The 23646-nt window shown below is 30.6% G+C and carries 21 protein-coding genes; 6 read left to right on the top strand and 15 right to left on the bottom strand.

All coding sequences use genetic code 11. From position 1 onward, the window contains the following. Positions 1 to 189 precede the first annotated feature (189 nt). Positions 190 to 2385 (bottom strand): DNA helicase RecQ, encoded by a 2196-nt coding sequence (gene recQ / locus ACJ6WR_RS14120; protein WP_409415566.1) that lies wholly within the window; start codon positions 2383 to 2385, stop codon positions 190 to 192. Between the two features lie 84 nt (positions 2386 to 2469). Between recQ and ACJ6WR_RS14115 the strand changes: the two genes are divergently transcribed. From ACJ6WR_RS14115 to lptB, 4 genes are all read left to right on the top strand, one after another. Then, positions 2470 to 3435 carry an SIS domain-containing protein gene (locus ACJ6WR_RS14115; protein WP_039111904.1) on the top strand — a complete coding sequence of 322 codons (966 nt, stop codon included), beginning with the start codon at positions 2470 to 2472 and terminating at the stop codon, positions 3433 to 3435. Further along, positions 3435 to 4256, top strand: coding sequence for a twin-arginine translocase subunit TatC (tatC, locus tag ACJ6WR_RS14110; RefSeq protein ID WP_409415565.1), 822 nt, complete (start codon positions 3435 to 3437; stop codon positions 4254 to 4256). The genes ACJ6WR_RS14115 and tatC overlap by 1 nt, the downstream gene beginning before the upstream one ends. Next, on the top strand, positions 4249 to 4602 hold the full coding sequence (locus ACJ6WR_RS14105; RefSeq protein ID WP_409415564.1) for a carboxymuconolactone decarboxylase family protein: 354 nt from the start codon (positions 4249 to 4251) through the stop codon (positions 4600 to 4602). Before tatC ends, ACJ6WR_RS14105 begins: the two co-directional genes overlap by 8 nt. An 88-nt stretch (positions 4603 to 4690) precedes the next feature. Next, the gene (gene lptB, locus ACJ6WR_RS14100; RefSeq protein ID WP_039111666.1) at positions 4691 to 5431 is read left to right on the top strand and encodes an LPS export ABC transporter ATP-binding protein; all 741 of its coding nucleotides are present in this window, start codon (positions 4691 to 4693) and stop codon (positions 5429 to 5431) included. Positions 5432 to 5542: 111 nt separating this feature from the next. On the opposite strand, the gene ACJ6WR_RS14095 is transcribed toward lptB, so the two are convergent. Together ACJ6WR_RS14095 and ACJ6WR_RS14090 are read right to left on the bottom strand one after the other, a co-directional pair. Continuing rightward, entirely contained in the window at positions 5543 to 6403 is an 861-nt protein-coding gene (locus tag ACJ6WR_RS14095; protein ID WP_409415563.1) for a glycoside hydrolase family 25 protein, read from the bottom strand. 12 nt (positions 6404 to 6415) lie between these two features. Then, positions 6416 to 7132 carry a CDP-alcohol phosphatidyltransferase family protein gene (locus tag ACJ6WR_RS14090; RefSeq protein ID WP_409415562.1) on the bottom strand — a complete coding sequence of 239 codons (717 nt, stop codon included), beginning with the start codon at positions 7130 to 7132 and terminating at the stop codon, positions 6416 to 6418. Between the two features lie 273 nt (positions 7133 to 7405). Here ACJ6WR_RS14090 and ACJ6WR_RS14085 point away from each other — a divergent pair, with 273 nt between their 5' ends. Together ACJ6WR_RS14085 and ACJ6WR_RS14080 are read left to right on the top strand one after the other, a co-directional pair. Beyond that, positions 7406 to 8392, top strand: coding sequence for a PorV/PorQ family protein (locus ACJ6WR_RS14085; RefSeq protein WP_039111670.1), 987 nt, complete (start codon positions 7406 to 7408; stop codon positions 8390 to 8392). Between the two features lie 48 nt (positions 8393 to 8440). Beyond that, a complete protein-coding gene (locus tag ACJ6WR_RS14080) occupies positions 8441 to 9580 on the top strand; it encodes a DUF4105 domain-containing protein (protein WP_039111671.1) in 1140 nt (379 codons plus the stop codon). Here ACJ6WR_RS14080 and ACJ6WR_RS14075 read toward each other — a convergent pair whose 3' ends face one another. The 12 genes from ACJ6WR_RS14075 to ACJ6WR_RS14020 all read right to left on the bottom strand — a co-directional run bounded on the left by ACJ6WR_RS14075 (position 9581) and on the right by ACJ6WR_RS14020 (position 23645). Then, positions 9581 to 10975, bottom strand: coding sequence for an exopolysaccharide biosynthesis polyprenyl glycosylphosphotransferase (locus tag ACJ6WR_RS14075; protein ID WP_409415561.1), 1395 nt, complete (start codon positions 10973 to 10975; stop codon positions 9581 to 9583). An 81-nt stretch (positions 10976 to 11056) separates the two neighbouring features. Further along, positions 11057 to 12424: an O-antigen ligase family protein gene (locus tag ACJ6WR_RS14070; protein ID WP_409415560.1), complete on the bottom strand. Its 1368-nt coding sequence runs from the start codon at positions 12422 to 12424 to the stop codon at positions 11057 to 11059. A 28-nt stretch (positions 12425 to 12452) separates the two neighbouring features. Next, positions 12453 to 13523, bottom strand: a complete 1071-nt coding sequence (locus ACJ6WR_RS14065; protein WP_039111674.1) for a glycosyltransferase — start codon at positions 13521 to 13523, stop codon at positions 12453 to 12455. Then, a complete protein-coding gene (locus tag ACJ6WR_RS14060; RefSeq protein WP_409415559.1) occupies positions 13520 to 14638 on the bottom strand; it encodes a glycosyltransferase in 1119 nt (372 codons plus the stop codon). Before ACJ6WR_RS14060 ends, ACJ6WR_RS14065 begins: the two co-directional genes overlap by 4 nt. Beyond that, positions 14638 to 15192: a serine O-acetyltransferase gene (locus ACJ6WR_RS14055; RefSeq protein ID WP_039111905.1), complete on the bottom strand. Its 555-nt coding sequence runs from the start codon at positions 15190 to 15192 to the stop codon at positions 14638 to 14640. Before ACJ6WR_RS14055 ends, ACJ6WR_RS14060 begins: the two co-directional genes overlap by 1 nt. A 5-nt stretch (positions 15193 to 15197) precedes the next feature. Beyond that, entirely contained in the window at positions 15198 to 16007 is an 810-nt protein-coding gene (locus ACJ6WR_RS14050) for a class I SAM-dependent methyltransferase (RefSeq protein ID WP_409415558.1), read from the bottom strand. Beyond that, a complete protein-coding gene (locus ACJ6WR_RS14045) occupies positions 16004 to 17005 on the bottom strand; it encodes a glycosyltransferase family 2 protein (protein WP_039111677.1) in 1002 nt (333 codons plus the stop codon). The genes ACJ6WR_RS14050 and ACJ6WR_RS14045 overlap by 4 nt, the downstream gene beginning before the upstream one ends. Then, positions 17002 to 18543, bottom strand: coding sequence for a glycosyltransferase family 2 protein (locus tag ACJ6WR_RS14040; protein ID WP_409415557.1), 1542 nt, complete (start codon positions 18541 to 18543; stop codon positions 17002 to 17004). The genes ACJ6WR_RS14045 and ACJ6WR_RS14040 overlap by 4 nt, the downstream gene beginning before the upstream one ends. After that, positions 18540 to 19694, bottom strand: coding sequence for a glycosyltransferase family 4 protein (locus ACJ6WR_RS14035; RefSeq protein WP_409415556.1), 1155 nt, complete (start codon positions 19692 to 19694; stop codon positions 18540 to 18542). Before ACJ6WR_RS14035 ends, ACJ6WR_RS14040 begins: the two co-directional genes overlap by 4 nt. Continuing rightward, positions 19691 to 21085, bottom strand: a complete 1395-nt coding sequence (locus ACJ6WR_RS14030; RefSeq protein WP_409415555.1) for a phosphoethanolamine transferase — start codon at positions 21083 to 21085, stop codon at positions 19691 to 19693. Before ACJ6WR_RS14030 ends, ACJ6WR_RS14035 begins: the two co-directional genes overlap by 4 nt. Positions 21086 to 21330: 245 nt before the next feature. Beyond that, complete coding sequence (locus tag ACJ6WR_RS14025; RefSeq protein ID WP_409415554.1) at positions 21331 to 22212, bottom strand: hypothetical protein; 882 nt, start codon at positions 22210 to 22212, stop codon at positions 21331 to 21333. After that, positions 22212 to 23645: an MBOAT family protein gene (locus ACJ6WR_RS14020; protein ID WP_039111681.1), complete on the bottom strand. Its 1434-nt coding sequence runs from the start codon at positions 23643 to 23645 to the stop codon at positions 22212 to 22214. Before ACJ6WR_RS14020 ends, ACJ6WR_RS14025 begins: the two co-directional genes overlap by 1 nt. Between the last annotated feature and the right edge of the window lies 1 nt (position 23646).

Genomic DNA, 23646 nt, shown 5'->3' with positions numbered 1-23646 from the left:
ATTCCAAATTCCAATCAATTAAGGAGGAAATTCCAATTAATTTGGATAATCTTAAATAAAAAATTCCAAACTCCAAACTATCGCTAGTACTTAGAATTTGGAATTTAAATATTTATCACTTCCTGAAATTGGAATTTATTCTCCTTTTTTTGGAATTTGGAATTTAATTTTTGGAATTTAATCTTAACGTTAGTTTGCTACTTCGCTAATAAATTTTATTCGCATTAAGCGTAACTCATCGATATCATATTCGCCATCGAATTCTTTTAGAGCATCTTCTATTTTATCAGATTCTGACTCCATAAAGTATTCATGGATTTCTTCTTGCTGATCTTCATCAAGCATATCATCTACCCAATAGTTTATATTAAGCTTTGTTCCTGAATATACAATTTGCTCCATTTCCTTAATCAAAGCATCCATCGAAAGCCCTTTTGCAGAAGCAATATCATTAAGTGATAATTTACGATCGATGTTCTGGATAATGTATAATTTATTTACCGAGTTAACCCCTGTAGATTTTACAACTAGATCGTCTGGACGAATAATATCGTTTTCCTCAACATACCTATTTATTAAGGCAACAAAATCTCCTCCGTATTTTTTTGCTTTTCCTTCTCCTACTCCATGTATATTATACAATTCGGCAATAGAGATTGGATATTTTAAAGCCATATCCTCTAGTGAAGGATCCTGAAAAACCACAAATGGAGGAACGCCTAATTTCTTGGCAACTTTTTTTCTTAGTTCTCTCAACATTCCCATCAAAACTTCATCGGCAGTACCACCAGATTTTGATGCTGTTACTATAGCTTCATCTTCAGTTTCATTATATTCATGATCTTCGGACATCATAAACGAAATTGGCTTTTTAATAAAGTCCAATCCTGCTTTGGTAATTTTTATGACTCCGTAAGTTTCAATATCTTTTGATAAGTAACCCGCAACTAATACTTGACGAAGTAATGCCATCCAGTATTTCTCGTCATGGTCTGAACCTGACCCGAAGAACGATTGAGAATCGGTTCTATGTGCTTTAATAACTGCATTTACGCGACCTATTAATGTAAATACAATTTCTTTGGATTTGTAAATATGTTTTGTATCCCGTACAATTTCCAATAATTTCACCACTTGATCTTTGGCTTCAATTTTAGTTTTCGGATTACGAACGTTATCATCCATATCGGCACCTTCTCCAGTTTCGCTGTCAAATTCTTCTCCGAAATAATGAAGTAAGAACTTTCTACGCGACATTGATGTTTCGGCGTAAGCCACAACTTCTTGCAATAAAGCAAAACCAATTTCTTGCTCTGCAACTGGTTTACCAGACATAAATTTCTCTAATTTCTCTACATCTTTATAAGAGTAATAAGCTAAACAGTGTCCTTCGCCGCCATCACGTCCTGCACGACCCGTTTCTTGGTAATAGCTCTCGAGTGATTTTGGAATATCATGATGTATTACAAATCGAACATCGGGTTTATCGATTCCCATCCCGAAAGCAATTGTTGCAACAACAACATCTACATCTTCCATCAAGAACATATCCTGATGTTTTGCTCGTGTTTTTGCATCCAATCCTGCGTGATAAGGAACGGCGCTAATACCGTTTACTTGTAAAACCTCGGCTATTGCTTCTACCTTTTTACGGCTTAAACAATATATAATTCCAGATTTTCCTTTATGTTGTTTTATGAAACGAATAATATCCGATTCTATATTTTTTGTTTTTGTACGAACTTCGTAATATAAATTTGGTCTGTTAAACGACGCCTTGAAAGTATTAGCGTCAGACATGTCAAGATTTTTTAAGATATCTTCTTGAACCTTTGGAGTAGCAGTTGCGGTAAGACCAATAATTGGCACATCGCCCAACTGTTTAATAATATGTTTTAGATTTCTATATTCAGGTCTAAAATCATGTCCCCACTCTGAAATGCAATGCGCTTCGTCGATAGCGACAAATGAAATGGTTACATTTTGAAGAAACTGAACATATTCATCTTTGGTTAACGATTCGGGAGCAACATATAATAATTTTGTCAAACCAGAAGTAATGTCTTTTTTTACTTGAGCAATTTCTGTTTTGGTAAGTGAAGAATTCAGAACGTGAGCAATTCCGTTTTCTGAGGAGAGACTCCGAATGGCGTCTACCTGGTTTTTCATCAAAGCAATCAAAGGAGATACAACTATCGCTGTTCCTTCCTGAATTAAAGCGGGTAATTGGTAACAGAGTGATTTCCCCCCACCGGTGGGCATTATTACAAAAGTATTTTTTTTATCGAGTATACTTTTTATAACCTCCTCTTGCAATCCCTTAAATTGGCTAAAGCCGAAATACTTCTTTAATTCTTTATGTATTTCAATTTCGTTTGAATTCATTCTTTATTTTATGGTATTTTGTATAAATTTGCATCAATAAAGATACAACTTTCTTTTACACATACAAATTTTAACTATCCTGTTTTGATAACAAAAGAAAATATATTAGCTATCGCTAAAAAAACGATACTCTCTGAAAGCGAAGCAGTTGCAAAATTAATTAATTTTTTAGATGAAAATTTCACTCAAGCTGTTCAACAGATATACGAATCGAAAGGTCGATTAGTAGTCACAGGAATAGGAAAAAGTGCAATTATTGCACAAAAAATGGTTGCAACTTTCAACTCTACAGGAACACCTTCATTATTCCTTCATGCATCTGAAGCAATTCATGGAGATTTAGGAATGATTCAAAACGAAGATGTTATTATTTGCATTTCAAAAAGCGGTAACAGCCCTGAAATCAAAGTTTTAGTTCCGTTATTAAAACGTTTTGGCAATACATTAATTGCTATTACAGGAAACATGACTTCATTCTTAGCCAAAGGCAGTGATCATGTTTTAAATACAACTGTTGACATGGAAGCTTGCCCAATAAACCTGGCACCAACCAACAGTACTACGGCACAACTTGTAATGGGAGATGCTCTTGCGGTTTGTTTAATGGAAATGCGCGATTTTAAACCTGAAGATTTTGCTGTATATCATCCTGGAGGTGCATTAGGAAAAAAACTTTTACTTCGCGTGAAAGACATGATTGAACATTCGTTAAAACCAACTGTTAGCCCAGATTCTTCAATCAAAAAAGTTATATTTGAAATATCAGAAAAACGACTAGGTGTAACTGCTGTTGTAGAAAATGATAAAATTATCGGAATTATCACTGATGGAGATATCCGACGAATGCTAAATGACAGAGATACTTTTGCCGATTTAACCGCAATAGACATTATGACTAAAAATCCAAAAATGGTATCATCAGACACAATGGCTGTAGATGCTTTGAATATATTAGAAGACTTTTCGATTACCCAATTAATTGTTTCCGACAACGGAGAATACAAAGGGGTACTACATTTACATGACATTTTAAAAGAAGGAATCGTATAATGGCAAATAAAAAGAACCTAAGCGAAATGTCGTTTTTAGACCATCTTGAAGAACTAAGATGGTTATTAGTAAGAAGTACAACTGCCATAATCATTATGGCTTTTCTAACCTACTTTATAAGTGATTACCTATTTGATGTAATCATTTTCGGACCAACAAGACCAACTTTTTTTACCTATCAATTTTTCTGCGAGTTATCTCATAAATTAGGTTTTGCCGAAAACATCTGTATCACCGAGATGCCATTTATCATCCAGAACACACAAATGGAAGGACAGGTAAATGTTTTTGTTTGGATGTGTATCTTGGCTGGATTCATCTTGAGTTTTCCTTATATTTTATGGGAAATATGGAAATTTATAAGCCCAGCATTATATGAAAAAGAACGTAAAAATGCTAAAGTATTCATCTTTGTTTCCTCACTACTTTTCTTTCTAGGAGTAACATTCGGGTACTTTGTAGTAATACCAATGTCTGTAAATTTCGTGGCAACTTTTACGGTAAGTGATATTGTAAAAAATCAATTTACCCTAGAATCTTATATGGGAATGGTAAAAACTAGTATTTTGGCTGGTGGACTATTCTTTGAACTACCAATCGTTATTTATTTCCTTACCAAATTAGGATTAGTAACTCCACGTTTTTTACGAAAATACTGGAAATATGCTGTAATTATAATCCTAATCGTAGCGGCAATTGTAACTCCTCCTGATGTTGTGAGTCAAACAATTGTAGCAATACCAATGTTACTGATTTATGAATTGAGTATCTTTATTTCGGTACTTGTATATAAAAAACAAAACAAACTAGAAAATGTCTGATATCATACAAGAGTTTAACGACTATCGTTCTAAAATGAACGAGAAATTACTAGCTGATAATAACAAAATTGTAAAGCGAATTTTTAACCTGGATACCAATGCTTATGCTGCGGGCGCTCTTGATGTTAAAACAAAAGAGCTTTTAGGCTTAGTTGCCTCGGCTGTTTTACGTTGTGATGATTGCGTAAAATACCATCTTGAAACTAGTTTTAAAGAAGGGGTTACCAAAGAAGAAATGATGGAAGCAATGGGAATTGCAACCTTAGTTGGCGGTACAATCGTAGTTCCTCATTTGCGCAGAGCATATGAATTTTGGGAAGCTTTAGAAGAAGCTGAAACTAAATAATTGTTAAAGAGGTTTATTTGTTGAATCGTTTATTCGTTAATTTGTACCGAATAAACGATTCGAACGTTTAAACGATTAAACTTAAAAAATGAAATTAAGAGCCGATAATTTAATCAAAACCTACAAAGGCCGTAGTGTAGTAAAAGGTATTTCTGTTGAGGTAAACCAAGGAGAAATAGTTGGTCTTTTAGGTCCAAATGGAGCAGGTAAAACCACTTCATTTTACATGATTGTAGGATTGGTAAAACCAAATTCGGGCAATATTTATCTTGATGATTTAAATATTACCGATTTCCCTATGTACAAAAGAGCTCAACACGGAATTGGATATTTAGCTCAAGAAGCATCTGTTTTTAGAAAACTAAGCATTGAAGACAATATCTTAAGCGTATTACAACTAACCACTTTATCTAAAGCAGAGCAGGAAGCTAAAATGGAAAGTTTAATCGAAGAATTTAGCTTGGAGCATATTCGTACCAACCGAGGGGATTTACTTTCGGGAGGTGAGCGCCGTCGTACCGAAATTGCACGTGCTCTTGCTACCGATCCTAAGTTTATCTTACTAGATGAACCTTTTGCAGGAGTTGACCCTGTTGCAGTAGAAGACATTCAAAGAATTGTAGCACAATTAAAAAATAAAAATATCGGAATTTTAATCACCGACCACAACGTACAAGAAACTCTTGCTATTACTGATAAAACGTATCTTATGTTTGAAGGAGGAATCCTAAAAGCTGGTGTACCTGAAGAATTGGTAGAAGACGAAATGGTGCGTCGTGTATATCTAGGTCAGAATTTTGAACTTCGTAAAAAGAAACTGGAATTCTAAAAAGAGTATTCAGACGCAGCTTTAAGTATTCAGTCGCAGTATTCAGTTCCAAAAAACCGAGTACTGCGATTTTTTTTACTGAGACTGTAAACTGCGACTATAAACTAAAACTTAATCGACTGTTATAAATTGTAATTGCTGTAAATCGCCGTTATAGATATTCACATCGACAGTATGCTTTATTCCTGGCATTGTTGCTTTCTCTGTAAATTGCCAAAACAACCAATCATCCTCAATCTTTTCTCGATAAAAATTGTAATTGGCTATCCAAAAAAGATAATCACTAAATTCTTCTTTCAGGAAATCATCATAATATCTTTCTCCGCTGTATATAATTGGTCGTACTTTATAGTGTTCTTCTACTTTATTCAACCATCTTTTTAATCCTTTTTTCAAACTATCTAAAGACTGGTTTTTAGGTAACTTTTCAATATCTAAAACAGGAGGCAAATCACCTTTATGTAATTTAACCGTTTTAATAAAAAGATTGGCTTGCTCTATCGAGTTTTCGTTCGGACGATAATAATGGTATGCTCCACGGATAATCTTTTGCTCTTTGGCTCCTAGCCAATTATTCAAAAATTGATTATCAACACGATCATTTCCAGCAGTAGCACGTATAAAAACAAATGAGATTGGAAATTTTTGCTCCAGACTATCTACTTTACTCCAACGAATTTTTCCTTGAAATTCGGATACATCCAAACCAATTGCCATTCCTTGGTGATTAGCCAAAACCTGGTAATTCCTAACATCCGAAAGACGTTTATCTTCGGCTTCTTTTTCTGAAACTTTATCTGTTTTAAAACTAAAGTAATACGCTAAACCATTTCGGTAATGATAAACGACTCCTAGAAAAAGAGCAATTAAAACCGAAAACACAATGAAACGAAAAACCTTTCCTATGGAAGAACTGGTTGATTTAGATTTCCGATTTGAGGTCTGCTTTCTTTTGGTAACTTTTCTTTTCATTCAATAAAAAAACTACTTTTTCAGAAACTTATTGTTTATAACAGACAATATTATATAAGTAATGATTACCAATGGAATCCCTAGATATTGAAAGAAAACCAATAGCAAAACCGACAATGATAAAAAACCAACTTGTAGTCCGTTATCTTTTAAATTGAATTTTTTAAATTTTAATGAAAATAAAGGAATTTCGGCATTCAGGATATAAGCACTAAATAATGCTATCGCTAATAAAATCCATTGATTTGTTAAGATTTCAAGTATCATTAACGACTCTGAATATTTTAAAACCAAAGGCAAACTCAAAATAAACAATGCGTTTGCAGGTGTTGGCAAACCAATAAAAGAGTCTGTTTGGCGCGTATCTATATTAAAATTTGCTAAACGATAACAAGAACCCAAAGTTACTATGAATCCTAAAAATGGAGTAAACTCAGAACCTATTATGTTATGTGCACTTGAACTACTAACAAATAAACTATACATTACGTAACCTGGTACTACACCACTAGTTACCATATCTGCCAATGAATCTAACTGTAAACCTAATGGACTGGATACTTTAAATAATCGAGCAAAAAAACCATCGAAAAAATCAAAAAAGATTCCTAAACAAACAAAATAGAAAGCCATTTCATAATCTAATTTAGAAACAAAAACAACAGCTATGCATCCACAAAAAAGATTGATTAATGTAATAGCATTAGGTACATGTTTTTTAATATTCATTGCAAATAAAATTTAAGTATGATAAGCAACAAATTTACTATAATAACTGAATGGAATGTACGTTTTTATTAGAGTTTTTTACACAAAAGTCAGACTTTAGCATTATTTACAAAAAGGAATAAATAAGCTCAGTAAAAAATTATATTTTTGGTAAAAATTAAACAGACTTCGGTTTATAAAAATTAGCTCTTGAAGAAAATTTTATTGTTTTTACTATTTTGTGTTCACACAGCAAATTACTGCCAAACGGTTCGTAAATACTCTAACGAGTTTATGAACATTGGTGTCGATGCTGCAGCTCTTGCCATGTCGAGTGCAGTGGTTGCATCTACGACAGATGTAAACTCAGTTTACTGGAATCCAGCAGGTTTAACCAATCTTCAAGACCATCAAGTTGCTTTGATGCATGCTAATTATTTTGCCAATATCGCACAATATGATTATATTGGCTACGCAAGTCCGATAGATGACCGAAGTGCTTGGGGAATTTCATTAATTCGTTTTGGAGTAGATGACATTTTAGATACTACAGAATTAATAGACAATCAAGGAAATATTGATTATAATCGAATCAGTCTTTTCTCGACTGCTGATTATGGTTTTACGTTTTCATATGCTAGAAAATTACCCGTTCCTGGATTTCAATATGGTGTTAATGCCAAAGTCATCCGACGTATTATTGGTAAATTTGCTAATTCTTGGGGCTTTGGATTTGATTTAGGATTACAATTTGAGAAAAATGACTGGCGTTTTGGTTTGATGGTGCGTGATATTACAACCACTTATAATGTTTGGAATATAGATGAGAAGGAATACAAAAAAATCTCTGATGCCATTCCGGGTGAAAATCAGGAGTTACCCGAAAGCACAGAAATTACATTACCAAAAGCGCAATTAGGTATTGCCAAGAAATTTATAATCAGATATGATTATAGTGTTTTAGTAGCTACAAATATGAATATGCGTTTTGAAAGAACGAAAGATATAATCTCTAGTAATGTGGTAAGTATTGATCCTGCATTAGGATTAGAGTTTGGATATACCGATTTAGTTTTCTTGAGAGCTGGAGTTGGAAATTTTCAGAACGTAACACAATTAGATAATTCTGAGAAAGTAGGTTTTCAACCTAATATCGGTCTCGGTTTTAAATATAAAGGTATCCAGGTTGATTATGCTTTAACAGATTTAGGAAATCAAAGTGTTGCTTTATATTCTAATATTTTCTCTCTTAAAGTAGACTTAGGTCTCTTTAGAAAATAAATAATTGCATACCGAAGAAACATTGATAATTCATTTAAAAAAATATCTATGAAAACATATTCATCAAAAAAAATATTCTTACTACTATTGTTTTTTGTGTTTATCAACAACAGTTTTGGACAAAGCATTTTATTATCCAAAGATTCTAAAGTTAGCGTATTAACTTGCGGAACCGGAAATGAACCTTATTCTCTTTTTGGCCACACAGCTATTAGAATAAAGGATTCTATTAACGCTCTTGATATAGTATATAATTATGGCACTTTCGATTTCAGAACTCCTAATTTTGTTGCTAAATTCACAAAAGGTGACTTACAATATTACGCTACAGCAAATTCCTATCTCGATTTTATTAATGAATACAACTATACAAAACGTAGTGTTTACGAACAAGAATTAAATATTTCTGACAATCTTAAACAAAAATTATTTGATAATTTAAACACAACGCTACTTTCTGAAGATAGATTTTACACCTATAAGTTTATTGACAAAAATTGTACTTCTATGGTTGTTGATATCATCAATAAATCTTTAAACGGTACTGTAATTACAAAAAAAGGAGATACTGATAAAACATACAGAACTATACTATACCCTTATTTTGACGGACACTTTTATGAAAAACTAGGTATCAGTATTATTTTTGGAAAGAAAGTAGATGAACTTGGAACAAAAATATTCTTGCCTTTTGAATTAAAAAACAGTCTGGACAAAACAAGTTTTCAAAATCATCCTTTAGTAAAAGAGAATAAAACAATTCTGTCTTTTGATAAAGAACCAACTCATTCTTGGTGGAACAACTGGTATACTTACATTATTATACTGGCATTTATTATCTTTATAAGTAAAAGAAGTATTGATAAAGCCTATCTTTTAATAATGGGATTGTTAGGAGTATTTTTTGTTTTTATAGGCTTTTATTCCTTACACAAGGAACTAGAATTCAACTATAACATTTTGTTGTTTAGCCCTTTTTTACTGATTCTTTTGATTTTTAATCTTATGAAAAACAAAAAATGGACTTATAGATTATCACTTATACATATCATTTTACTAATTGTATATGGATTGTTTATGATTAATAAGGCTTCATTCCTGATTGTTTTACCTCTAATTATAACTAGTGGAGTTGTGCTTGTGCGTGTGGCAATTAAGAATAAAAAACCAATTCCTATTATTATATAATTATTGTCCTCTGTAAAATAAAACTGTAGTAATGGTTTTAAAAGTAATACTTAGATCCAGAAAAATACTTCTGTGTTTAATGTAATACAAGTCATATTGTAGCTTTATTAAACTTTCTTCTATCGATTCTCCGTAAGAATAATTTACTTGTGCCCAACCAGTAAGTCCTGGCTTAATAATGTGTCTTGTTTCATAAAATGGCATAACCTGAGCAATTTCTTTTACAAAGAAAGGACGCTCTGGTCTAGGACCAATAACAGCCATATCACCTTTTATAACGTTAATAAATTGCGGTAATTCATCTATTCTGGATTTACGCATCATCTTCCCAAAAGGTGTAACCCGTACATCATTTGCAGCCGCAAAAGCAACTCCTTTAGATTCAGAGTTTTTTACCATTGTACGGAATTTATATATTTTAAAAACCGCTCCATCTTTTCCTATTCTGTCCTGGGTATAGAAAAGACTGCCTCGGTTACCTATACAATTTCCTATAACTATAAATGGTATTAAAATAATCCCAATTAATAATCCGAACAAAGAAAAAACGAATTCAAAAAAACGTACTACCAACAAATATAACTTGTTACTATTACTACGACTAAAAGGAAAAAAACGATAAAAATCCCTTGCTATATATTGTACAGGAATACGTTGTGTTTTGCTCTCGTATACTTGAGTATATTCTCTAATTATTTTACCAGACTCTAGTAAATGTAATAATTGCTGGTATAAATCGGCAGTAATCCCATCTGTCTTTTGGGAAGCTATAACAATCTCGGATACATTATTATTTTTTACAAATTCTTCTAACTCATCTTTTTTAATCTCTTTTGCATAATGGTATTCTGAAGAACTATTATTTAAAGAATCTGAATTTACAAAACCAATGATTTTATAATGTGGGTCAACATTCTCCAATCCTAAGACTAATTCTTCTACTTGATCTTGATCACAGATTAAAACTACATTTTGAAAAAAACGATGTGACGCGAGAAAATAAACATAAAATAAGCGCCAAAATAGAATGGCAAAAAGTACCGCAAAATAAAATATAACTATTGAAATTCTCTGTTTAGGTAATTCTGGTGATAAAATTGGAGTTAACAAATACACTAAAACTGTTGTCGAAACTGCAATAACTGTACTTTTAATAATTTGAAATTGGTTACTGGCTACTTGCAGGTTATACATTTCAAAAATAGATCCAAAAAGATTAAGATATATCACCAATACTATTACTCCATAATAATTAGTACTTGTAATATTAAAATAACGATAATCAAATATCTGACTTAATAAATATAATGTAGCTAAGATAAAAAAAGAATCAAAAAATCTAAGGATGACTTTACGCTCTGATATTTCAAAATGAATCTTATTTTTTTGTGGCATTTTGGTTATAGTGGTTAAGTTGCATAATTAAATTTGGGGAAATTTAAAATTATGGAAGCAAATGTATCATAAAATTAGTAATCAAACCTTATTAATATCAATAGTATTTTCATTTGCATTATTGCCTGATTTAAATTTAATTACGTTAATCAAAGTTAGTGCATATACAAAAGCGGGAGCAGCTGTTCGCATAGCAGCATGATTAATTGTTAAGAACCAAAAAACATAAAATGATAGAAAGTATAAATTCCCTTTATTGGTATAATACACAACAAAAGGCATTATAAAAAGTATCAAAAGCCCTGATATCCCGAACAGACCATGCTCGCTCAACATACGTGTTATTTCGTTATGTGAAGCTACCTCTACTCCAAAAACCTTTTTCCTATACTCTTTACCAGCCCCAGCCCCAATTCCTAATATTGGATTATCAAAAAAAACTTTAAGTTCGATATCTATAATAACTTCTCTTCCTCCTAATTTATCTTTTTTTATTCTTCCCGCTGCATCTTGATTAGCATAACGTTTACCAATTAATCCTGAAGTCTGTACAGAGCTATATGTCCAAATTCCTAAACCCATAACAATTGTAATGATAAACACCAAAGCCAGTTTTCCTTTTACTTTGGCACTAGAATAGCAATACAACACTAATAATAATAAAGCAATCATAACAACTCCTGTGATAACTCCTCCTCTCGAGAAAGTTACTATGGCTCTATAACTAATAACTAATAACAGTATTCCGTTTAGAATCAGTAGTTTTTTTGATTTGGAAAAAAGAATCAATTGTGTAAAAAACACAAACATCCCTAATCCCAAAACTGTGGAAACCTGATTAGGTCCAAATCCTCCGGAAGTTTCAAAATTAGATTGCGTACCTGTAACAACACTCTGTACACTAGGATTATATAAAAACAAATACGCGGTTGTTGTTAGTATTGGTAATCCCATTGCTAAAACTATATTTTGCAACTCAGGAAAAGAGATTTTTCGATTAAAAGTATATATAGCACAAATCCCCAAACATAAGGCTCCTGATAAATTAAAAACCAAAACTTTTTTTATATCTGTCGAAAAATCATCTGAAATCGAGGTTACTAAAACACCAGGAACCAGCAATAATATAAAAAGACCATATACTAATGCATTAGTAGAAAAACTACTATACAGCATTCCTATAAATATAAAAAAGATGACACTCAGTTTAATATATTCATTATTTAAATTCCCTCCTGTCATTCTTAAAAACACCTCAACACCAACCATATATGCAGCAACTAAGAGTACTTCATTATTTCTGTTTTTTGTTTTCAGAACAAAAAGCAATCCAACAATTGGAATAATAAGCGCATAAATTTTAGACAAAAAAGGCATCAAAAAAACAACCAATGCAATTACCAGATGCATTAAAATTAAGTAAGTATAAGACAAATATTTTGTTTTCATTTTTAGAATAATCTATTATCTAAGTCAATTATTGAACCATCCAAGATAAATACTGACTTATTATATAATCTCCACTATAGAATTTTTCAATTTTATTTTTCAATTTAAGACTCAATTCTTCTCTATATTTTTCATCTCTAATCAGCTTTTCTATTGCATCTACAAATTCATTTAGATTATTAGACTCAACTATTACCCCATCAGTTCCTGAAATAATCACTTTTGAAATTTCACCAACATCAGTTGCTACAACAGCCAAATTATATAATCCGTATTCTAGAATTGCCAAAGGCAAACCTTCTGATCTTGATGTCAAAATCCCTATGTCGCACTGTTTTAATGAAGAAGAAATAGTATTAGTAGATCCGTAAAAAAAAACTTGTTCTTTTAGGTTGAGATGTTCAATACTATGTTTTATTTCCTTTGAATAGTCATCCTCAAAATCTTTTCCAAATAAATGAAAAGTCCACTCTGGATAATTCTTCTTTATTATTCTTGCAACATCAATAAGCAGTTTATGATTCTTTTGCGGTCTTAAATTGGCTACACAAATGATTCTTTTTCCTTCTATACCTTTTAAAGCTAAATCTTCATCCTCCCTCGATGAACTCTCAATAAAATTTGATAAATATATTACATTCGAACATAATAAATATGATCGTGCCCATTCCTTTAAAGCTGAATTTACTGACACAATACCAGTAAAAAAAAAGGAACCAAACTTTAAGCTCCAATTTTTTCTTTGAGATAAATCTTGAGAAATACCATAATGATCATGCCAAATTATTTTAATTTTAGGCAACGTTAACTTTAACAACATAGCTATAAAGAAAGAAGAACTATGAGCATGAATAATAGTTACACTATTCTTTACAACATAATTCCTCAGTAAAAAAATAGCTTTAAAATCTATCACTAACCTTTTATTTAAAAAAAGATAAGAAACGGCAGGGGCAATCTGTCTCAAAAGAAGTCCTTCTTTACGAGTCGCAATCAAACCTGAAAATTCAATTTTTTCGGCAAGTTTGTTTGCATAATTTACTGCCATACGTTCTGCACCACCAGTTTCAAGCGAATCAATAATTTGTAAAATTCTCATGGTTGCAATAACTTTTTAATTTCAGTTTCAAAGACATCTGTAGTGAATTTTTGAGACCATTCTGATCCTTTTTCACTTTTATCTACAAAGCCCATTTTATCTTTCAAGATTATTTCCAACTGAAGTAAATCATCTAGTAAATTCATTTTAAGTAAAACTCCTCGATTACCATAATCTAACATAAAAGGAACACATGAAACCGATGTTGCTACAGGAATACATCCCCAAAACATCCCCTCAGCAATAGCTTTTGGCCACCCCTCACTTTTAGATGGTAAAATTACGAATCCACTATTCTGATATGCTGATTTAATTATTTGCTGATCTTGATTTCCATGCAAAAAGACATAATTTTTCAAATCATTTTCCAAAATATATTTTTCCAAAATAATTCGTTCAACACCTTCTCCATAAAGACTTAATGATACATCATAACCTTTTTTATATAAACCTTCAACTAATTGAATCGCATATAAAGGATTTTTTCCCGAAACTAAAGTACCTACAAAAACGAAATCCATTTGTTTCTTCGTCTCTAATGCTTTAAAATTCACCTTCTCCTTTTCAGCATATGTAGCAGTAAAAAAATGTTTTATATTTTTAGTACTTCCCTCCCATTCTCCATAAACTAAAACCTGCATATTCCTAGTTAGAAATGTATTACTTAAAATCCATTTTTGTAATTTATAACTTAATGGTTGCTTTGCTTGAAGATCCCAATTACCTGCATATTTTGCTGTTTTCTGTTTATTCGGAAAAAACATCTGAACCAGACAGCCTAATAAACCAATATTACCTGGACAACGCAAGTGAATATGATCAGCTGTCTTCATTGCTTTAAACAAAACAATCACATTATAAATACTATAAAAAACAGACAGAAAAGCGTTTTTAAGAGTATTTAAATTTGAATCAATTAATTTAAAATTCTTAGTAAAATCAAATGGGATTTTTGATATTAAAAGCCCACGGTCATTTTCCCATACAGGACAACAAAAAAATAGTTCATCACTAAATTTTCTCAAAATAGTTAATTCGTTTACATAAGGTCCATAAGCATAACTGTACTTATCCTTATAAATCAATGGTGCATTTGAAACAATTAGTAATTTCATTAAATATATCCTTCTGAGCCTCTATCAGAGATTATTACTGCTGGCACTCCTGAGACAACTACATTATCAGGAAAAGAATCTTTTACCATTGAACAGGCTCCAATTAAAACACTATTTCCTATATTAATTTTACCTGCAATAATTGCATTAGCACCTATATATACCTCATCTCCTAAAACAGGTGTCCCTCTTTTTTCATCAATACCAGAAACGCCGATGGTGACTCCTTGTGATATGTTACAATTATTTCCAATTATACTATTTGAATTTACAATTATTCCTCCAAAATGTCCTACATAAAAGGAATGTCCAATTTTTGCTGAATATGGGATTGAAATTCCTGTGATTATTTCAATCCATTTTTGCCATAATAAAGCCAAAAGCAATAAGGGAAACCTGAAAATTTTCCATTTAATTCTGATATGAATATAATGTGCTACCCTATATTGAAAAGTCGCCCAAAAACCTTGCGTAAAAAATACGATACCAAAAAAATTACCTCCGTATTTTTGATATTTATTGTAATCTGATTTTATGAGTTGAAATAAATTCATTGGAATTATATTTTTTTCTTCATCAACATCGTAACATGCATACAACTAAATAAAACTGAGTCTGAAGTTGTTGAATTATCCCAGTCTTCTTTGTGCCATTTTTGCCCAATTGTTTTCTTTTTTTCATCTGAAATTGGTAACATATTGATCAATACAATCCATTTAGATTTCCCTAAAACCCCTCTTCTTTCGATTATATTAAAAGAGTTTTGAAATTTATAAAAAACTTTTCTTGTGAATGGCCATTCCCAAGCAGCATCAGATTGAAATGGTCTATATAATGTTCTCAATATTTTTATTGGCAAACTTGTTTCAAGCGGATCATAACTTATAATTTCTCCTCCTGAACTTAATTTTTCATTTAACCTATCAATTAAAATTGTGGTGTTTTCAAAATGATGTAAAACTCCATAAGCATAAATCAAATCAAAATTATCAGTCGCAAATTCATCGGAAAGAAAGTCAACTGTTTTGGCTTCGGCATTAGGAAATTGCTGAAGTTTTTCGTTTAGCTTCTCAATAGCAACATCACTTAAATCAATTCCTAAATACTCTTTTGCATTTTCGGCTAAATGCATCGACCAATAATTACCCGAAAAACAACCTAAATCTAAAACCTTTTTATCAGACAAGTGTCCAAACCATTGTTTGTGTAAAACATAAGCCTGATCCTGAACACCAACATTTTTTTTAATTTTATTTAAAATCCCATTTCTAAATTTTGACCATAGCCTAGTGGCAGAATTCTTTTTCTTGGTATTATAAAATTCTTTTTGTTTTATGTTAATCTCTAAAATTGTATGTTTTGATTTCATTTTTCTAATTTAGGTTTATTCAATAATAGACTCCACCAGCCAATCGTTCTTCCAATTGCTTCTGTCAAAGCTTCTTTTTTCTTATTAGAAGTAAAAACATTACTAAATCTAATTATCGCAAGTAAAACAGTGATTACATGCCATTTAAAACTTTCTTTAAATGTTGGACTTGGGTTTTTAACCCGCCAAACATACCATCCATTTCTCACAACCATTTTACCATATTGATATTGATTTGGTCTTCCGGACGGAGCATGAAAATGTGATAATTGAACATTTGTATTCATAACATTTTTCCCAAACCGTAAAGCTCTCAAACTAAAATCGGCATCTTCATATAAACCATAACCTTCAAAATATCTTGAAAATATAATTTTATCTAAAATAATTTTTCGAAACGCCATTGACATCCCAATTAGTAAATCAACTTCATATGTTTTTCCTGTAATCGGAAATCCTGAAGTTCTTCCATGAGAGAAATTCGGCATTTTTCCTGAATCTAAATTAGATGCAAGTCCAAGGTAATTACGAGCAATATTTCGTAAACCTTCTTTATAAAAATAGCCTTCAAACAAATAATATTTCTTTTTATTATAAGAAACATTCATTTCTTGAGGTTTCCATTTAGACTCATTAATTGCAACTCCACCAACCCCAATAACTTCAGGTCTTATCTGAAATGTTTTTATAATTTCTACAAAATACTTTGGTTCAAGAACTGTATCGTCATCAAGAAAACAAACAACATCAATAGTATTGTCTACTTTTGATATCCCAAAGTTTCTTTGTTTTGTTAATCCTCGATCTTCTTTAGAAACTAAAAAGTATTTTAAATTTTTAAATTGATTTTCCTCTAAAACATTTTTTGTAGCATTATCTAAAGAACCATCAACAATTAAAATCTCATCAGGATAAGGAATTTGTTCCTGAACCGATTGTAACAAATTCAACAGCGATTCAGCTCGCATATAAGTACAAATAATTAAAGAGAAATTCATGATTTATCTATTATTCTATTAGCCCAATATAAACTCTGTTTCCATTGTTCCTTAAAGTTGAAAAAATATTTTAATGGATTTTTGACATTTTGAATCTTATAGTATTTAAAAAACAAAATAGTTTTAAAGCCATTAATTTGCTCTAAATTGTAATTGTTCAGTTTTAAAAACATAATTGTAGGTGAGGGTTTTGGCTGTATAGATTCTCCATCCCAAGCAAAAGTTGGTTTTATCCTAAATCCACCCATTGGAGCTTTAAGATGTAGTATCGAGATTTCAGGAAAATACAACACATCTGCGCCTTTATTGCGCAACTGCAAACCAAAATCAGTATCTTCTCCATAACCAAATTCTAAGCTTTTGCTAAAACTCACTTCCTCTAGCAATTCTGACTTTAAAAAACTATTACCTGAACCAAAGTTCCCAGATTGGCTAATTACCTTATTTACTAATTTCTCGTTAGGCTGTAAATATGATGCTGACAAAACTAAAATCCCATATTGTTCAATACTATTAAATACATTTTCTATTAAATTAATATCAAATCGATTATCATCATCATTCAGAAATACCCACTCACTTTCTACCTGATTAAGAGCAACATTTCGGGCATTGCAAGCTCCTGCCTGATGTGTAAAAGTATGCTTAATAACAAATGGCCAGTCTTCTGAGGTTAAATACTCTAACTCTGAAACACTTCCTTTTAAAGGATTTTGCTCTACAATTATTACATTTTTAGGTAAATGTGTTTGTTGGGATAAATCCTTTAGAACATCATACAAATATTCTTTTCTTCCAATAGTTGGGATAATAACATCAATAGTTCCTGTATTACTTACCTTTAATGAAGAAGTAACTTTGATAGGATCTAGATTAATGCTATTATTATTTCTGTTCTTAAAAGTTAAGCTATATAGAAAAGCTAATAGAGGAAATTTAAATTCATAAATTATTAAATTCAGGAATAACAAAAATATCCATCTGGTTCTATAATGCTGTTTCACAAATCTGAAAAGAACCAGATTAGAAGACTTTGAGGTCAAATGAATTTCGTTTTCCAGCAATAATTTTGGCTCTGAATAGCATAATAATCCTAAGGGCATACATACCTTAGCTATTGAATTCAAATAATAATTAAAATTAGAATCTAGTTTTATTTTTTTGTTAATCTCCAAAAGCACTGTAGCATGAACCACTCCTACTAAACTACTCATTTGCCAAGTTGGATAGCTTACATCTTTATTAATTTTAATAAAAGGAGATTCATCAATATAGCCAATTTTTCGATCTAAAAAATCAACTTCATTTGGACTATAAGACATCATCAATTTATTATGATGAAAAAAATCTGCTATAAATTCTAAATTAAGATACTGTGTATAATTCTGATTGCACCAAACTATTTTTGAAAGCGGAAATTGAAAAGCCAACTCCAATAAACCTAATGCAATAGTATTATTTCTATTAAAAGGCAAAGCCTCATTTCTTTCCGAAACAACCCTTGTAATTTTATTATTTAAATGATATACTACTATCAAGATTTAAAAATTAATGTTTTATAAAACTGAATATTATCTTTCGCTACTTTATCGATATCAAAAAACTTTTTGACTCTAGTTCTTGCATTTTTTCCCATTTCACTTCCTAAATTGGAATCATCCAAAAGTTGTACTATTCGAGATGCAAACAATTCATGATTCTTTGGACTTACTAAAAATCCACTTTCACCATCAATAATCATTTCATTAGCCCAACCAATATTTGATGCTACAATAGGCCTTTGCATAGCCATGGCTTCTAACCAAGATACAGGAAGTGCTTCTGCAAAAGAAGGAAATACGCAAACCATTGCCTCTTCAATTTTTATTTTTATTTCTGAATAAGGTACGCTTCCTAAATAATCTACATTCTTTTTAGCATCTTCTGAAAATAGTTCTTGCATCATTTGCCAGGTAGAAGAATTTCCAGAAATAATATCTGGGACGTCTTTACCTATTAAAATCAATTTAGCATTAGGACTATTTTCTATTACTTTATTAAAAATCAATGGCAGTTCTAGAAGACCTTTTTTACGAATTAAACTCCCAAAATACAATATGGTTTTCTCTTTCCGAGAATTCTCATTATTGGTTTGAAATAAATTAGTTTCGATAGGATTTGGAATAATTGTAAATTCTTTATTTAAACCAAAAATTTCATTTGTTTTATCTGCGGTAAACTGACTTACAGATAATAATTTATCCGCATTTTGTAATGCTCTTTTTTCATGAAACTTATTTATCCATTTTACAGGTCGATTATCTAAATGGCAAAAATATGCATCAGATCCATGTAATCGTATTACAATCGGACAATTATCAGGCATAATAAATGAAGTAATACCTGTCCAATCTGCTGCTTCTACTAAATCAATTTCTTTATTCTTATATAAATTATTAATTATTTTTTCTAACTTTTTTCTCGTCAAAAACCATGATAATCCTTTTAACTTAACATTTTTTATTTGCTGAATAAAAATTCCATTATCATCAAAAGTTGCATCTTCCTTCTGACCATATACAAGCACCCTAACAGAAACATCTTGTTCTAAAAGCCCTATTGCTAAATTTTTAATACTGGTACCAATACCTCCCGAATTACCTGTTTTAGGATGTGGGTATTCTGGAGTCAAAAAAGCAATATGCATCATTTTGAATTAAATTTCATGGCATTACCATTAACATATACATATCTTTCTTTATAAACTGAATAAGTTGAATCGGCTATGCTTTGATTCTTCTTAAAATCTGTGTATTTGATGCTAGCCAAATCCGCTAATGTATAAAACAAATCATTATTTGTTGTAAGATATTTTTTGTGTTTTTTTAAATTATCAAACTTTTCTGCATTCTCTTCAATATATTTTGATGAGCCCCATATAAAAAGAGGAATATGTGTCTCCTTTTCTGTAGGATTTTGAGAACCATATCCAAAAAGAGCTTGACTATCATCGAATAAGTTACAGCCATGATCTGCTGTAAACATGAATACGGAAGACTTATTCTCTTTTTGGACTAGATTTATAATCTTACCTAAAACAAAATCTTGCAGTCTTATCATATTATCATAATTATTGATAAATATAGGCGCGTTCTCAATTGTGACTGGATAGTTCTCTTTAGAATTATTCGGTTTGTATAAATTGAAATTTTCAGGTATTTTACCATGACCACCAATCATATTGATAACAATTAACCTTTTTTTAAATTCTTTTTTATTCAATACTTCATTAAAAACAGGAATAATGTCTAAATCAGTACTCTTTTTTCTATACAACTCAAACAACCTGTCAGCTTCGTCTTTATTATTTATATAATCAAAAATATTTTGATTAGAAATCCAAACCGTTTCATATCCTGCTTCTTTAAATAATGAAACAATAGTTTTTTCTGAATATGCAATTTCTGGTTTTTGAGGGGTTGCTTGTGTAATTAAAAGGGGGATTGAAGCTGCCGTAGAATTCCCATTTGAGTAATGTCTATCAAATGAAATTAAATTACTTAGGTTATCTAAATTCGTGCTTGTAGATCGTTTATATCCATTTATACCCCAATTGCTATACCTGATTCTTTCTCCAATAACCAAAACAACTAATTCAGGTTTTCCTACTTCCTTTTTATTTATAACTCCAAAACTAAATGCTTTTTTTTCTTTATTATATTTACCAAATTTGTTCATTATTATTCCAAATTCATAAACTCGATAATACAAACTCAAAGGATGCTCCTTTAAAAAATGCTGTCTTAAAGTAATATTCATTAAATTTTTTCCTGAATAATAGGCCGATGAATTATATACTTTCAGATACGATAAAGCAAAAGAAATTAATAAACAGAAAATCGCTATAAAATTACAATATGGTATTCGTTTATATTTAAAACCTCTAAATTTTAATAAAATAAATACATAAACAACTACAAGTATAATAGGTAATAATATGTAAACATAGAAGCCATTTATAAATTCTTCCATTTCAGAAGATGAAGTATAAAACAAAGCTTTTATATTATCTACTGTCGTAAAGTTTCCTAAAATAATCACATTAATCACCTCTATGCAAGATGATAACAGATAAAAAAAACCAAGAATAAAATAAGTCCAAAAATATGATTTAAGTAAATTTAATATTATTAAATATAAAAATAAATAAAAACAACATTTTGAAAATATTGTTAAACCAAAAGTTAATAAACCTTCTCCTCTATTAATTATAATATCAGGGACAATTAAGATTAGAATAGAAAATAGAATCAGGATTATCTTTAAATTAATTTGTTTAAGCATATTTATTTATTAAAAAAATCTTTCAAAATTCTAGTTGTAAATATTCTTGCACCACTATCATTCATATGCCCGCAAGATGAGAAATATTTATCTTCTTTTACAACATTTTCATAATTATGAATCTCAGGATATGCCTTTTTTACTTTCTCGAAATAATTCATCCCTACAACATTTTCACACATGGGGGTCATTACAGCAATAAAATTGATATCATTCGCCCTACAGATGTTTTTAATTTCTTCGTAATACTTATTGTGTGACAAAGGATTTAAATTGACAATATTATTTTTCATATTTCCGTTTTTATGTTTTACCAACGGATAATATCCTAAATTGTCCAAAGCATTTGTTTTTTCACCTATTACAGTTTTATAAACTTCTCTAAATCCAATTTCAGAATCATACTTCACATATCTATAAAATGGGATATAAAATAATTTATTAAAATTTTCTTCAGTAGAAAAATGATTTTTTATAACTGTTGAATTATGAATATATGGTAAAAACTTTGTCGAAACTCCCTCAGACTCTTGATCATTAGAAAGGTTCAAATCGGCTTCAAGAATTACATTTTTGATTTCATATTTTCTCTCAATCATTAATTTTAAAAGCAATGATGCTTCAAATAAATGTCCTCCACTCATCCCATAATTAAACGTTTTAAATCCTTTATTTTCAAACATCTGCGAAACAAAATGATTATTTGCACGTGAAGATCCTAGAATCACTATATCATACTTTTTGGCTTTTGAATTTATAACCGTTTCAATTTTTCCACGGTTTTTAGACTGCATAAAAATTCCTGTGTATATTCCATCTAGCACAACTGCAATCAAAACGGTAATAACAATAATTATCCCTGTATAAATTAAAAAACGCTTCATTAAAATTGAAAATATATAAACTCTTTATAATCAGAAAATGTTCCAAATGCCATTATTGCAGTAATAGCTAAAGCTATCTTAAGCAAGTTTTTTTTACCAGAAAGTGGTTCAACTTTGGTACGATTGTTCCATTCGACTAGAACAAATATTCCAATCATAAGAAGTAATTCATAATTGTAACGTTCATTATCTAAATACTGGAAAGTAAAATTTTTATTTGTTACCATACGTTTTAAATATTCTACTGCATCGGTTATTGTTCTGGCTCTAAAAAATACCCAAGCTACACAAGTCAATAAAAAAGTATAAAGAATACTCATTATTACTTTTGCAGAACCAAAATTCCACTTTAGTACAATTGCATCCATGTTATTTCTGTTGCTATTTGATAAAAGTAGAGGCAGAAAGTAAACTGCATTTATAAATCCCCAAACAATATATGTCCAGTTGGCACCATGCCAAAATCCGCTAACTACAAAAATGATAAAGGTATTTCTGATTTTCATCCAAATACCTCCTTTGCTCCCACCTAAAGGAATGTAAAGGTAATCACGGAACCAAGACGACAGCGAAATGTGCCAACGACGCCAGAACTCGGCTATGTCTCGTGAGAAATATGGATAATTAAAATTTCGTAATAAATCTAAACCAAATAACTTAGAAACTCCTAGTGCAATATCTGAATATCCTGAAAAGTCCCCATAAATTTGGAATGCAAAATATATTGCGCCCAAAATAAGAGAGAAAGAATTCATTGAAGTATAATTATCAAAAATAGCATTGGCATAGGTAGCACAAGTATCTGCAATTACAACTTTTTTAACTAATCCCCAAATAATTTGGTAAATACCTTCTTTCGCCATTTGAAAATTAAACTCGCGTTTTACTTTTACTTGTGGCAATAAATGTGTGGCTCTTTCTATTGGTCCTGCAACTAGAAGTGGAAAATAACTAACAAACAGAGAATAATCTACAAAGTTATATTCGGCTTTTATTCGTTTAAGATAGATATCAATTACATATGATAATCCATGAAAGGTATAAAATGAGATTCCGACAGGAAGTATGACTTTTAATAAAATAGGACTTGCCTGAATTCCAACAGAATTTAATAGTTCTGCAAAAGACGCTGCAAAAAAATTATAGTATTTAAAAACTCCTAAGAATCCTAAATTGACTGAAATACTAAGCCAGAACCAAAATTTCCGACTTCTTTCTGTCTTTCCTTTTTCAATTTGAATTCCAGTGTAATAATCCAAAAATGTAGAAAAAACTAATAAAAAAAGAAATCTCCAATCCCAACAAGAATAGAAATAATAGCTAGCAATAATTAATAAAGCATTTTGAGTGCTTTTTGTTTTATTAAAGACAAACCAATACAGAAAAAAAACGATTGGTAAAAAAATGGCAAAAGCCAAGGAATTAAAAAACATT

The organism is Flavobacterium sp. PS2 (genome assembly GCF_046250155.1).
GTDB lineage: Bacteria > Bacteroidota > Bacteroidia > Flavobacteriales > Flavobacteriaceae > Flavobacterium.
Note: the sequence above shows the minus strand (reverse complement) of the source record. Positions and strands in the feature narration are given on the sequence as shown.

Excerpts from the sequence above, each read along its gene's own strand:
- recQ (WP_409415566.1), bottom strand. The coding sequence starts at position 2,385 with ATGAATTCAAACGAAATTGAAATACATAAAGAATTAAAGAAGTATTTC.
- tatC (WP_409415565.1), top strand. The coding sequence starts at position 3,435 with ATGGCAAATAAAAAGAACCTAAGCGAAATGTCGTTTTTAGACCATCTT.
- ACJ6WR_RS14105 (WP_409415564.1), top strand. The coding sequence starts at position 4,249 with ATGTCTGATATCATACAAGAGTTTAACGACTATCGTTCTAAAATGAAC.
- lptB (WP_039111666.1), top strand. The coding sequence starts at position 4,691 with ATGAAATTAAGAGCCGATAATTTAATCAAAACCTACAAAGGCCGTAGT.
- ACJ6WR_RS14095 (WP_409415563.1), bottom strand. The coding sequence starts at position 6,403 with ATGAAAAGAAAAGTTACCAAAAGAAAGCAGACCTCAAATCGGAAATCT.
- ACJ6WR_RS14090 (WP_409415562.1), bottom strand. The coding sequence starts at position 7,132 with ATGAATATTAAAAAACATGTACCTAATGCTATTACATTAATCAATCTT.
- ACJ6WR_RS14085 (WP_039111670.1), top strand. The coding sequence starts at position 7,406 with ATGAACATTGGTGTCGATGCTGCAGCTCTTGCCATGTCGAGTGCAGTG.
- ACJ6WR_RS14080 (WP_039111671.1), top strand. The coding sequence starts at position 8,441 with ATGAAAACATATTCATCAAAAAAAATATTCTTACTACTATTGTTTTTT.
- ACJ6WR_RS14075 (WP_409415561.1), bottom strand. The coding sequence starts at position 10,975 with ATGCCACAAAAAAATAAGATTCATTTTGAAATATCAGAGCGTAAAGTC.
- ACJ6WR_RS14070 (WP_409415560.1), bottom strand. The coding sequence starts at position 12,424 with ATGAAAACAAAATATTTGTCTTATACTTACTTAATTTTAATGCATCTG.
- ACJ6WR_RS14065 (WP_039111674.1), bottom strand. The coding sequence starts at position 13,523 with ATGAGAATTTTACAAATTATTGATTCGCTTGAAACTGGTGGTGCAGAA.
- ACJ6WR_RS14060 (WP_409415559.1), bottom strand. The coding sequence starts at position 14,638 with ATGAAATTACTAATTGTTTCAAATGCACCATTGATTTATAAGGATAAG.
- ACJ6WR_RS14055 (WP_039111905.1), bottom strand. The coding sequence starts at position 15,192 with ATGAATTTATTTCAACTCATAAAATCAGATTACAATAAATATCAAAAA.
- ACJ6WR_RS14050 (WP_409415558.1), bottom strand. The coding sequence starts at position 16,007 with ATGAAATCAAAACATACAATTTTAGAGATTAACATAAAACAAAAAGAA.
- ACJ6WR_RS14045 (WP_039111677.1), bottom strand. The coding sequence starts at position 17,005 with ATGAATTTCTCTTTAATTATTTGTACTTATATGCGAGCTGAATCGCTG.
- ACJ6WR_RS14035 (WP_409415556.1), bottom strand. The coding sequence starts at position 19,694 with ATGATGCATATTGCTTTTTTGACTCCAGAATACCCACATCCTAAAACA.
- ACJ6WR_RS14025 (WP_409415554.1), bottom strand. The coding sequence starts at position 22,212 with ATGAAGCGTTTTTTAATTTATACAGGGATAATTATTGTTATTACCGTT.
- ACJ6WR_RS14020 (WP_039111681.1), bottom strand. The coding sequence starts at position 23,645 with ATGTTTTTTAATTCCTTGGCTTTTGCCATTTTTTTACCAATCGTTTTT.